General features: G+C 63.7%; 6 protein-coding genes and 1 pseudogene. 1 reads left to right on the top strand and 6 read right to left on the bottom strand.

The features are described from left to right. The 6 genes from OXR08_RS17855 to OXR08_RS17830 all read right to left on the bottom strand — a co-directional run. Window positions 1-760: DUF4861 family protein (locus OXR08_RS17855; RefSeq protein WP_267351925.1), on the bottom strand; the 760-nt coding region annotated here is incomplete at its 3' end. Window positions 761-1,728: 968 nt separating this feature from the next. Next, entirely contained in the window at window positions 1,729-4,950 is a 3,222-nt protein-coding gene (locus OXR08_RS17850; RefSeq protein WP_267351923.1) for a TonB-dependent receptor, read from the bottom strand. Window positions 4,951-5,147: 197 nt separating this feature from the next. Next, complete coding sequence (locus OXR08_RS17845; RefSeq protein ID WP_267351921.1) at window positions 5,148-8,069, bottom strand: pitrilysin family protein; 2,922 nt, start codon at window positions 8,067-8,069, stop codon at window positions 5,148-5,150. Between the two features lie 351 nt (window positions 8,070-8,420). Beyond that, on the bottom strand, window positions 8,421-9,422 hold the full coding sequence (locus OXR08_RS17840; RefSeq protein WP_267351919.1) for a FecR domain-containing protein: 1,002 nt from the start codon (window positions 9,420-9,422) through the stop codon (window positions 8,421-8,423). Further along, complete coding sequence (locus tag OXR08_RS17835; RefSeq protein ID WP_267351917.1) at window positions 9,419-9,988, bottom strand: RNA polymerase sigma factor; 570 nt, start codon at window positions 9,986-9,988, stop codon at window positions 9,419-9,421. The genes OXR08_RS17840 and OXR08_RS17835 overlap by 4 nt, the downstream gene beginning before the upstream one ends. Before the next feature lie 132 nt (window positions 9,989-10,120). Further along, entirely contained in the window at window positions 10,121-11,731 is a 1,611-nt protein-coding gene (locus OXR08_RS17830) for a peptide-N4-asparagine amidase (RefSeq protein ID WP_267351927.1), read from the bottom strand. Window positions 11,732-12,037: 306 nt separating this feature from the next. On the opposite strand from OXR08_RS17830, the pseudogene OXR08_RS17825 reads away from it, so the two are divergent. Further along, a pseudogene (locus OXR08_RS17825) lies at window positions 12,038-12,859 on the top strand (transposase); the annotation flags it as partial.

Here is a 12,859-nt window from a genome sequence, read left to right as displayed (position 1 = left end):
CAGCATAGGACTGCCACTTCTCACGCGTGTCGAAGCCCCCTGCCCCCTTGCTCCAGGCAGAGCCCGAAAAGTAGACGAAGGGCTTTCCCGCTTTCACCCGCACCAGGAGCAGGTGATTGTCCGCATCGTCGCGCTGCTCGACGATGGTTGCGGGATCGACACGGATCGCAACAGCCATCCGGCCATGCGCGCCGTCTTCCGGGCCCCACCACGTCATGACCCCACGCGTGCGATCGGCGCTCATCTGCCCCGCGACCGGCCCGGTCGTACGCTTGCCGATACCGATCCCGACGATCATCTCGCCCGGCTTGTTTGACGATAACGTAGACACCATGCGCGTGAAATGCGTGCCGAGCGGCAGGGTAAAGCGGCGCGTCTCCCATACCGTACGTCCGACATCGACCGGCCAAGCGGCGTAATCCACCTCGAAATCGGCCGCTTTTTCGCCGGTTGCCCTGATCCGGTGTCGAGTGAAATTGCGCGACGTCCACAGCTTGTTGTCGTGCCAGATGCCCAATCCGCCCGCGCCACGACCGGAGCCGACATTGTAGAAGTCGATGCCCTCGCCGTGATAGCCATGCTGGTCGCCGGTACGCAGTTGGCGATCGGCGAAGGGCCAGACGAACTGCTTGCCCCAACTGTCGATGCCCGATCCCGATGGTGGCTCCACCGCCTCCAGGGCGTGACCGTAGATGCGATGCGCAATGCGGTCATTCTCCCAAAGCAGATCGTCATGGCGATAATCCGCCAACACCGCCACCGCAGCGGCCTTATGATCTGCGGGCGGGGGCAGTGGCTTATCGATCGGCGGCATGGCGGTTTTCGGCTGTTGCTGCGCATCCAAACCCGAGCCAGTCAGGACCATGATCGCCATCAGCGGCAGACCACACTTAAGCCGGCTTCTCACGCGCTGGATCACCATGCCCCTCCTTAGTTATATGATAAGTTATCTTCTCCGACGGCGAATGCAAGCAGGTTATCGACGCGCGCAAACAGGCGTACATGCATCGTGATCCGGCGTTGTGCAGCGCTGCGCTCACCACGGTTCCGGTCATTTCGGAACGCCACCATTGCTGCGATTAGTGCGAAACCCGTACCGAAACCGTGTCACACGCCGCCCCGGGTCAGAGATGGCAGCTTAAGCGAGTGGCGCGGTTTTTTGGAAGAGGATTGGGCACTGAACGGCCAAGCTGCCGCTGGATCACGGACGGATGCCAGCCGGCGGATGCGAACCGGCCGTTCTCCGACAGGCACGATGTGGATCTCCCGTACCGCACGACACGCGCCGACGATCAGGGCAAGGGGCATGGAAGGTTTGCCGCTACTGGCGCCAGACATGGACAGCCCCGTTCGTCGCTACGCCGGAGCCGCTGGCACGGATAGCCAAACAAGATCGCTGCGCCGACATGATCGACAGTGCCGCTGTCCGGGCGCAATGTCATGCGGTCGGTACAAGCAGGGACGCCCGCAAACCGGTGTGCTTGGCGATCGTACTCCGGTCCGCCACCGAACTCCCCGCTCGCAGCGATGCCAGAGTCACACTTGCGGCAGTGTTGACGCGGCCAGCCATTGGCCAGGAAACCCGGTATTTGGCCGGCCGATATTCACCACATACCACGCCGAAACCATTGGCTTCCTGCAACCGGCATGCAGCGTGCTACCGGCACATGAGTACCGGTAGCACATGATCCTAGCAGGCGACCGAACAGGATTGAGTACCGATCGGCGTCAGAATGCTTTCGAAATGCCTAGATAGAAGTGCCGGAGTCGCGGATCGGCATAGGGGCTGTAGAACTGCGGATAATTGCCCGGATCGAGCGGGGGTCGCCGCTTGAAGACATTGTTGATACCCGCGGTCAGCGTCGCGTCGAAAGCGAAGCGATAGCTGAAGGTCACATCGTGATAGAGTTGCGACGGGATGATCGGCGAATCGGTCAGGTCCACCGTGGCGGTCACGGCCAGGTTGCGTTGATAGCTGTCGATATAGCGTCCGGCCCAACCGACCGTCACCGGCCCCTTGCTCCAGTTCGCCCAGGCGCTGCCGCGCCATTTGAACCCGCCCTGCGTGATGAGTGCCGCGAAGCCACGCGACGGCGCGACACCGCGATATTCCTCGATCGGCGCCCCGGGGAAGGGCGAGACCCGCAACGACAAAATGGTCGAGGCACGCGCGCTGGCGCTGATCGTGCCGCCGAGCAGCGGTCCGTTATAGTCGAGCGTGAAGTCGACGGCTTCCGTCGACATGCTGTTCAGGTTGGTCAAACGTGCGTCGACAGCGATGATCTTGCCGACCGCAAAGCCATCCGATGGGGCGGCACGGGTCACGGCGCCGGGGACGGCGCGGATGTACCGATCGAACACGTCCTGAGCATCCCGACCAAAGCCTGCGAAGATCAGGGCGGGGTCGAAGTAGATGTCACGCTTCTTGACCTTCGTCCAGTCGGCCGAGAAACGCAGACCTTTCAGGAAACCACCGGGCTCGAACACCGTCCCCAGCGAAACCGTGCGCGACGATTCGGGTTTGACGTCGGGATTTCCGCCGATGGCACCGGGAACCGTCAGGCCGAAGGGTCCGGGGGTGATACCGATCGCCTCGCGGCCGCGCGCCGTATCGACCAGGCTGATGAGGGTGTCGCCCCTAAGCGATGTCAGCTGGTTCAGCCGCGGGGGCAGGAACCCCGTCGTGTAGGATCCGCGGAACATCAGCGACTCGAACGGGAACCATCGGAAGCTCAGGCTGGGATCGATGCGCCCCCGGCTCGTTTCCTCAAAAGTTTCGACATCGGTCGACCCCGGACATTCGCCATAGGGATTGTCCAGCGACAGCGACGCCAGGTCCGGGAAGCAGGTGATTTGCGCACCGCCCGTTCCGGTATAACGCTCGCCGCGTCCCGACACGCGAAATTCGAGCAGGCGCATGAGCGGAATGTTATTGGCCCGACCGAACACCGGCAACACGACTTCGGCATAGTAGGACAGCATCTTCTGCGTCGATTCCGGCTGGAACGCAGTCATAACGAAGTTGCCGTTGAAGAAGGTGCCCCGGGTCGCGGCAATCCGGTCGGAATTATATTCGAAGTTGACCGTCACCTGCGGCTTCCCGCCGCCCAAAGTGATGGGGAGCGGGCCGGCGAAACGCAGCGACGGCGTGAAGGTCGTCGACTTGGCGGGCTCGTTGGCGCTGCCGAACGGCGTGGCGTCGTACGTGATCGTCAGCGGCCGGAGGTTGAGGTCGCGCAATACGTCCTGGGTGCCGTTGGCAAGCCCTCGCTCGATCGCGCTGTCCAGATAGGACGGCGTGATATCCCCGGTGAATTTCGACGTCGCATAGGGGACGTCCACCAGCGCCTGCCAGTCGAAGGGCAGTTTGACGATCGCGCCCGCGATGATCGATCGCTGCTCGTTGATCGACTGGACCCGGCTCTCGCGCGCGATCGGCGGCAGGGCGATCTGCAACGCGGTGGTGAACGGGTTGTTCGGCGCGTTCGCCGCCAGCGTGAGCGAGGTCGGACCGCTGGTGAAATTGGTATTGGATTCGCTGCGCGACGCACTGCCGCTGACATAGGCGGTCAGCCACGGGTTGAATTCGCGCCGAAGGGTCACCGTGCCGTTCAGCAGTTCCGAGCCGTACAGCATTCGCGCGCGGGTGCCGGGAACCGCCGTGGTGTTGCCACGCTCGAGATTGTACGACCCCACCGCGGCCACCAGCGGCGCGACGCCGTCGAGTGCGATGCCGCGAAAGCCGACCGGCACCGTCCCGATCGGCGACGACAGGATGGCACCGCCGAACTGCGGCTTCAGCTGCAACGGCCGCCCCCCTTGCGCACGATAGTTCACCGTGGTGCTGGGTGGGACGCTATCGAAGCCGCTGAGCAGATCGGGTCGTACGACGAGAACCTGTTCGCGCGACCTGCGTGCAAGGTCCTCGCGGTCGCCGTAGAGCAGGGGCAGCGATTTCTGCCAGCTGCCGGCGAAGGACAGGCGCGTACGGCCGTTCTCGAACGGGATCCCATAGGTCAGGTCGACCTGGCCCTCGCCCTTCTTGAAGTCATCGGTATTGTTGTAGCGCGCGGAAATGAGGCCGCCCGAAAAGTCGCGCTTCGTGATGATGTTCACCACGCCGCCCGACGCCCCCGAACCGTAAATGCCCGATGCCGACGATGCCAGCACCTCGATCCGTTCGATGGAGGCGAGCGGAATGCCCGTGATCTGCGCCTGTGCCAGAGCGCCGTTGCCCAGGTTGACGCCCGGCTGGCGTCGTCCGTCGACCAAGATCAGTGTGTCGCGCACGCCCAGCCCGCGCAGGTTGATGGCGCTAAGACCACGCCCCTGTTGCAGCCCGCCGGCCGAGCTGGCTTCGGGGGGCGCTTCGCTCAGCCCCGGCTCGGAATTGACGCTCAGCCGGTCGCGCAGGAAGGTTTCCAGGTTCGGGGCGCCGCTGCGGCGGATTTCCTCACCCGACAGGACGATGAACGGCTGGCTGTCGTCCTGCGACCGCTTGATGCCCGTGTTCAGCGTGAAGGCGCGCTGGCCGGTGACGAGGATGTCCGGTGTCGCGCCGGCGGCGCTGCCGGCGGCTGCCGTGCCGCCGTCGGCCGATCTCTCGCCCGCACGCTGAAGCGCGATGGCCCCATTTTCCACGACCGCGTCGAAACCCGTTCCGTCCAGCAGGCTGTTCAGCGCCGCCGCGGCGGTCATCCGCCCCTCGACACCCCTGGTCTCGATCGTCGCGACGTCTTCGGTCCGGAACACGATCGACCGGTCGCTTTGGCGCGCCCATTGGTTCAGCGCGCCGGCCAGCGGCCCTGCCGGAATGGCGAAATCATACTGCTTGTTCGTCGGGGTTGCGCGCGTGCGCGGCGCGGTCTGCGCATAGGCCGACGATACGCCCAGCGTGCCGATTGCCGCGCCCGACAGCGCGACGGCCAACGTCCGTTGATAAAGCTTCATTGCGTTCCCCCCCGGATACATCCGGCCCCCTCCCAACAGGTCCCGGTGTCGGTGGAGACAATCGGGGGTCACAAAGTCGTAACGTCGAAACGAAAGATTCTTTTGATGTTACAATGTACCACGAATGAAACATGCGCCGGAGGTCGCACCAACGACATCCGGCGCATGCAAAACAGGCACTTACGGTAGAGCGGTCGTCATTCGACCGGCTTGAACACGTCGTCCGCCTTCACCACCCGCACGGGCAGGCCGAGCGCGTCGAACTGCGGCCGGATCAGCGCAGCATTGCCGGTGACCGCCCACACCCATTTGGACGGATCGAGCTGGCTCTTCAGCGCGGCGTTGGCCTCATCGACCGTGACCGCCCGGATGCGCTTGCCGCTTTCCGATGCAAAGCTGCCCGGCTGGTTATATTTGTCCAGCCACTGCATCGTGTTCAGCACCATGTAGCGGTTCAGGCTGCGGTTGGACTGCTGCCCCAGGACGGCGGTTTGGACCGCGTCGAACTCCGCGGTCGTAATCGGCTCGTTGCCGACGATACGACGGATTTCCTTCGTCAGTTCGGCGATCGCCGGTCCGGCCTTGTCCTGCTGGACGGTCGTGTTGACCGTATAGCGCGAGCTATAGGGCCTGCGGTCGAAGCCGCCACTCGCACCATAGGCCCAATGCTTGTCCTCGCGCAGGTTCATGTTGATCCGCGACGTGAAGCCTTCGCCCAATACCCGCTCCCCAAGGGCGAGCGCCTCGATCGGGGGCTGGTCGTCGACGGTCACCCGCTGGCCGCCCTCGATCGTCGCCTGGACCGCACCGGGCAGATCGATCAGCACGATCTGCGGCGTGGCGGGTTGCGGCCGATATTCGACCTTGGGCAGCGGCGTCGGCGAGGTGGTCGACTTCCACGTTCCGATCGACGCGTTGAGCAGCGGCAGCAACTCGGCAAGCGGCTTGCCCGATGCAACGAACAGCTTCGCGCCCTCCGGTCGGACCCAACGCCGGTACGCCGCCAGCAGGGCGTTGCGGTCGGTCCGCCGGATACGAGCGGCATCCCCCTGCATCGCATCGCGATTGTACGGCGATCCAGCATCGATCAGCGGCAACAGCGTTTCGTTGATGAGCCGGTTGGCCGACACCTTCGCGCCCTTCAGCCCCTCGATGCTCTGGCGCTGCCACCGGTCGATCGGTTCTTGCGGAAAGGTCGGCGCGGTCACGATCGTCCGCAGCAGGTCGAGCGCCGGGACGAGATTGGCGTCCGGCGCATCGATACCGATCCCGGAATCGTCCTGGCCACCGCTCGCGCTCAACGACACGCCCAGCAGCCGCGTCCGTTCGCGGATCGCGCGTTCGTCCATATTGCCGAACCCGGTGCCCAGCATCGAATACATCGTCGACATGGTACCGGCCTCGTCCGCCGCTTCATGCAGCGATCCGCCCTGGATTTTGATGTTGACCGACGTGTACGGTATCGACTGCACTCGGGCGTATGTCACCGGCATGCCATTGGCGAGGGTCGCGTGCTCGATGGCCGGGAACGGGATGTCCTTTACCGGACCGACGGCGGGGAGCGGCCCGCGATTGCCGGTGGCGACCGGCTGGGCCGCCGGCGTGGCGGCGGGGGCGGGCTTCGGGGCCTGGGGCGTCGTCTGCTGGGCGACGGGCGTGCCATCGATGCCCGCGTCCTCCGGCAGGGTCACGCGCGGGCCCGGCGATACCACGAGCTCCCACCGAGGCTTGTCCAGCCACCGCTTCGACGCGGCCCGCACGGCCGCCGGCGTCAGGTCGGCGTAGAAGCGCAGGTTCCGCTTGAACGCCAGCGGGTCGCCATACGCCGACAGCGTCTCGCCCATCTGCTCGCCGCGGCTCGTACTGGTCTCCAGGCCGCGGACGGTGCCATAGCTGTGCCCGGCGACCCATTCCAGCAGCCCCTGCTCGGTCGGCCCGTCCTTCAGGAATTTGGCGAATTCGCGGTCGAGCGCGGCGGCGGCGACCTTGGGATCGACGCCCTCGCGGACCCAGCCGGTGATGGCAAAGGTGCCGCCGTGCATCAGCGTGCTGTTCGCGACCTGGACACTGTCGAACAGCTTCTCGTCGAGCACCAGATGCTTGTAGAACGGCGTCTCGATCGACCCCGTCAGCCCGATGGTCGCACCGTCGAGTGCCAGCGCATCGTCCGAATAGGTGCCCGGCACGCGCCATTGCCTGACGATCATCGTCCGGTTGATCGGTGCGGTCACGGTCTGCTTGATCGTCTTGGTCAGCGGCGTCGCCTCGACGGTCGGGCGCACGTTGCGGGGCCCGGCGGGGATGTCGCCGAAATACTTCGTCACGAGCTGCTTCGCCGTCGCCACATCGATATTGCCGGCCAGCATCAACGTCGCGTTGTTCGGCCCGTAATGCGCCTTGAAGAACGCGCCGACATCGTCGAGCGTCGCCGCATTCAGGTCCTTCATCGATCCGATGATCGAATGGTCATACGGGTGTTCCGACGGGAACATCACCAGCCGCGCCATGTCCGGCACGATGCTGCTCGGGCTATTGGCGCCCTGGCGCTTCTCGTTCTGGACGACGCCGCGCTGCTCGTCGAGCGTCGCCTGGTTGAGCGCGCCCAGCAGGTGCCCCATGCGGTCGCTTTCCATGAACAGCGCACGGTCGAGCGCGGGGGCGGGCACGACCTGGTAATAGTTCGTACGGTCCGAACTGGTCGATCCGTTGACCTGCGCGCCGATCGACGCCAGCGGCGCCATATAGTCGCCGGGCACGTTCTCGGAGCCGTTGAACATCAGATGTTCGAACAGGTGGGCGAACCCGCTGCGTCCCACCGGTTCATGCTTCGAACCCACGTCGTACCAGATGCCGACATAGACGTCGGGCGCCGTCGCGTCGGTGTGGACGAGGACGCGCAACCCGTTGGGCAGCGTGAATTCCTGATAGGCGATGTTGATGTTGTCGATCATCTGGCGGATCGACGTGCGCGCCTGCGCCAGTTCCGCCGGGGTCATTCCCCCTTTGGGCGCGGTGGCCACGGTCTGGGTCGCCGCCCCGGCTGCCGCGGCGCCGGCCGGCAGTCCCTGCGCCAACATCGGCAAGGCGGCACAGGTCAACAGAACATGACGTAGTCGCATGAAAATACGCTCCGGGTGCGGCGCTATGGGGACCGTGGCGCGACACGCGGCCCCGCGACCGTTCCGGTCCCTCCCCGCGGCCACGCAACCCGGCCGAACGCAGGTGTCCCACCCCGACACCGATCGCTCGAAGGTTAAGGACAGGCGAGCGACCGAAATCCGTAACATGTTCCGGCATATTAATATCGCGCCCGCCGCTGGCGCTGCCGGCTGCTCCAGTGCCGAGGCCGATCGACATCCGATCCTAACGGTGCGCCAAGAACGCCCCCCGGCATGTCACATTCTGCAATTTGCCTGAGGCGCAGGTGCTGTTCGTCAACCAGCGAACAGGCAGTCCGGCTGCCGGTGTGCTTACCGGTAAAGGATCACCGCATCACCGTCCTCGCGCACACGCACACGATATGCCGCACGCAACAATTTGACAAAGGCTTCGCTATCGTGAGTCTTGAACGCGCCCCCAAGCCGAACATTTGCCAGCTCACGATCCTCGATGACTATCATGTGCTTCGAATAACGGTTGAAATCCGTGACGATGTCCGAAAGTGGCTTGTCGTCAAATACGATCATCTGCTCTCGCCACGCCATCAACGCTGCAACCTTGTCCGATCCCGTCGTCGATATCAGCGTTGAGCGCGGTTCGATGATCGCGACATTACCCGCGGAGACAATCGCGACCTTCGGCACGCTTGCTGATGCCTGTGCGTCATCGACCCGGACACGGCCTGATATCACGGCGACCGTAACCCGGTCTTTTTCCCGCCGAACCGAGAAACGGGTGCCCAGCACCGTGATCGTACGCACTCCGGCATGCACGACGAACTTGCGGTCGGGACGATGAGCGACGTCAAAATAGGCCTCACCCTCATCCAGCCAAACCTCGCGCGCATCCGGCGTGGTGCCGGCGCGGATCGCGGTCGCGGTGTTCATCTGGACGCGGCTGCCGTCGGCGAGCCTCAGGACACGGTTGCCTCCGGTGGGTGTGCGATAGGCAGCAACCCGGTCGCCTGGCCGGATCGACAGCTGCGTCGTCAGAACGATAACGGCCACCGATGCCAGCGCTGCCACAGCAATCGCTGCAAGCCGCCTACGAGGTATCGATTGCGACGGTAATCGAAGCCGGCGACGCGGTCGGACCTCGCTGGCTGGTTCGCGTCCAACGGCAACGATGCGATCGGCTGCACGCCAGCCATGTTCCAACCGCCAAAACGCCGCCTTGTGAGCCATCGACTGATTGAGCCAGGCCTGCAGCATGGCATCATCGTCCTTGCTCCACTGCGGCTCTTCGCGCCGGACAAGCCACAGCGCCGCAGCGTCGGCGGTCACATCCGCCGACGGGGTCGCAGCGTTCCTCATCGCCGCTCTTCCTGTTTTCTTCGCGCAGGAGGAGTCCGCTTGATCCGACCGCTGCCCCCGACCATTGCGTCAGCCATCGCTCGCAGCCCGAGGACGAGTTGCCGTTCGATCGTGTCGATGCCGACGCCCATTCGCTCTGCCGCCTCGCGCATCGACAATCCTTCGATCTTGCGCAATTGAACAACCTGTCGGCAGCGGGGCGGTAATGCAGCCAGCCCTTCGCCCGCACGACGCAGCGCCTCGCGCGCGTCGATGTGCCGTTCGGTGGCCAGCAGGTCGACGGTATGATCGGCCGCCTCTACCTCCGCCATCTGTTCAAACGACACGATCCGGGCGCGCTTCGCTCGATTGATAAGAAGGTTTCTTGCGATTGTAAACACATAGGCCGAGGTATGACGCGGCAGCGTATCGCTCGCGCCGACCAGCGCGGCTTCGTACACATCTTGTCGAAGGTCGACGATATCGGCCTCGACGCGCCAGTTCCGACGCAGGTAGCGCGTGAGCGGTGCTTCCAGTGGAAGCACCTCATCCACAAACCATCGCTGTAATCGCGCGTCCTGCGTCATTCGCCCCATTTTCAAACTGAAAAGATTAGTCCCCGCTCGTGAGACAATCGGCGGAGACGAATCCGTATCACGGACCTGCGGAAATTATTTTACCCCAGCTGTCGGCTGGTTCGCGTCAGGGCGTGGTTGCCCTCACCGGCACCCATCCCTCGCGGCCGTAACGCTTTGCGCGACAACGGTAACCGTTCGATCATAGCATCCGGCGACGCTGTCGGAGATGTGGATGGAAACGGTCGATTGCACCATTTCCGGATAAAGTGTCGTCTTCTCGTCCGGCAGTGTACGTGGGGATACCGTCTGACGGACGACCCTGCGGCGGGTCCCGGTCGCATCGGTTATCGTTTCGTCGCGGATCAGGCTTTGATCGAGATCGCTGAAGGTGCGGCGGGTCGACGTCGGATCCGTTGCCACGCCCCATTCCAGCGGGAACTGCTCGACGCGTCGTTCACGGCGATCACGCCCGCCCCCGGAAATGAGGGTGCGCGTATCGACGTGCGTCAGCAACCGCGTATCCGCTTCGTTGCCTTGCTGCGTGCGGCGGACGGTCGAGCGCATCGCCTGGTCGATCCGTGTCGTCACCCGCCCGTGCGATCCATTCACATAGCCGGCGACTCCACCACGACGCCTCGCGACGATGTCGACCGGTACGCCCTTCACACCGGGCAGGGTTATCTTGCCGGTCACGGTCAGCATCGCGGGCTTGAGCGTGTTGCGGAGGATGCCGCCGGTGACCACCGCGCGCCCGGCGTCGCGCCAGGCGAGCAACGTCGCCGTGGTTGCCATATAGTCCCCGGCGCCCCGAACCGACACCGCGATGCGGTGGGGCTGTCCGTCATTCATCTGCGCGGCAAACGGGGTAAGGTCGACGCGATAAGGTTGCAGGTCGAGCGTGCCGATGCCCGGTATCAACGTCCAGTTCCACGCCCCCATCCCCCCGGTGAAGACCCAGGGATAGACGGGCGCGAACCCGGCCAGAATCCCGTCGATACGCACTTCGCTCTCGCGGAACGGATAACCGCAGCTATCCTGCGACTGGACCTCGGGCGGCAGCACCGTGTTCGGCACACAGTGCTGCCACATCTCGTCGCTCTTTTGCGGCATGGTCAGGACGTCGATCGCCATTCGCTCGACGTTGCGGGGCCAGGTCACAATACGCTCGATCATGGGTGCCGCGCGGGATATCTCGACCGGCTTCGGCGCGATTGGCGTCACGATATCGGGAAAGCGTGGTGCAGGGTTCGCACTGTCCGCCGCATAGAAAATCAGTCGCGCGCGCCAATGAAAGCGACTGTCGTGCACGGCGTCCGGGTAGTTTTCCAACGTCGCAGACCCGCGCGCTGCACTTGCAAAGAGCGTCGAATAATCCGTGACATCACGTTCGACGTGCCAGCGCAGCGACAGGTTCTTGCGCGGCTCCATCGTAGTGCCGGTGTACAGGTTGACTCCGCCGAGTTCCAACCGAGCAGAACGGTCATATTGTATGCCGGCGCTCACATCCAGATCATTCTCCAGAACCACCCGCGCCCATGGTCCAGGACAGTCAGCTGATGGCTGAAAGGAAATTGCGTGCGGGACTGCGCCGGTAAATTCCCGCCTCGAAAACAATTCGACCACACACGACCGGGTATTCGGTCGGGGAACGAGAGGCTCGACCGATATGGCAGCATTCGCATTTCCCACCGCAGGAAGTGTGGGCGGCACAATCGGCGTGCCCGGTGCGACCCACTGCTCAGTGGCAAACATTGGAGATGCGGTCAAAAGCATCGTCATGAAAAACTGCGCTAAGTTCAAGATATACCTCGACTTCTTGGCGTAACTATCCCCCAACAAGGTGCGAGACGCCCAAGTAGAACCAATGCTATTTTATGAAGTTATACAACACAACTGACAAAGGTGACGTTGAGCATCAATCAACCAGCAGCCATGCCACGACTGATTTATCAGTCCCGAGACATGCGGCACAGCAAGTTCAAGCAACATGGATAATGGACGAATTGCTAATCAGGCTGGACCTGCGCATTGCGCGCAGTAGGCGCGGTTAAAGCGTGGATGAGTTGCCGAACCGCGGCGAGCCGCTTAGGTGTGGCGGCAGAGACACCGATCCATCGGCACAACCAGCGCCGGGGCACAGGTAGCTATGCTGCAAAAGCGCAGGGCGCCAGATCGAGGCGTATGCACACACGATCCAGGCGTGACGGGACATCACGCTAGACAAGTTGCAACGCGACCCAGGTCAGGTGAGCGTGGCGATCTCGACATTACACCGCCGCTTCGCCCAGCACCGGATCACGCAATCGGGCAGGACCGTGCCAGCGTCCTGAGTCGGCGCGAGGCATGGTTCGCGGGTCAGTTCGACCTCGCCCCTGCGGGATCGATGTTCATCGACGAAACCCCGACGGCAACCAAGATACCCGCAGCCACGGCCGCTGCCGACGAGGCAAGCGGTTGCGGATAGGCTACCCGCAAGTCGCCACAAGACGACCACGCTGGCGGCGAAGCTGCGCAAGACCGGCATGTTCGCGCCCGATGGTACTCGACGGACCGATCAATGGCGGCTCGTTCGAAGCCTATGTCGACGGGATGCGCCTGCCCGACCTCACGCGCGGCGACGTGGTCATCACAATCAATCTGTCGAGCTACAAACGCCCCGACGCCCGCCTCATGTTCCCCCGCCCTACAAACCCCGACTTCAACCCGATCAAGAAGCCCTTCGCCCGCCTCAAGGCCATTCTCCGCAAGGCCGAAGAGTGTCGCTAGCCAGGCTATGCTGCCTCAACCGTAAAATAGTCCGCATCTTCCACCCGGAGAATTGCGCCAACTACTTCAATCCCTGCGGCTACCCGAACGGAAAGGAACACGTCCAATCTCGTT

It is taken from the genome of Sphingomonas sp. GM_Shp_2 (assembly GCF_026540875.1).
Taxonomy (GTDB): Bacteria; Pseudomonadota; Alphaproteobacteria; order Sphingomonadales; family Sphingomonadaceae; genus Sphingomonas; species Sphingomonas carotinifaciens.
The sequence above is the reverse complement of the archived record's forward strand: the minus strand, read 5'-3'. Positions and strand labels throughout refer to the sequence as shown.

Bases quoted from the DNA above. Each gene is read 5' to 3' on its own strand.
- OXR08_RS17840 (WP_267351919.1), bottom strand. From the start codon at position 9,422: ATGAGGAACGCTGCGACCCCGTCGGCGGATGTGACCGCCGACGCTGCG.
- OXR08_RS17845 (WP_267351921.1), bottom strand. From the start codon at position 8,069: ATGCGACTACGTCATGTTCTGTTGACCTGTGCCGCCTTGCCGATGTTG.
- OXR08_RS17835 (WP_267351917.1), bottom strand. From the start codon at position 9,988: ATGACGCAGGACGCGCGATTACAGCGATGGTTTGTGGATGAGGTGCTT.
- OXR08_RS17850 (WP_267351923.1), bottom strand. From the start codon at position 4,950: ATGAAGCTTTATCAACGGACGTTGGCCGTCGCGCTGTCGGGCGCGGCA.
- OXR08_RS17830 (WP_267351927.1), bottom strand. From the start codon at position 11,731: ATGTTTGCCACTGAGCAGTGGGTCGCACCGGGCACGCCGATTGTGCCG.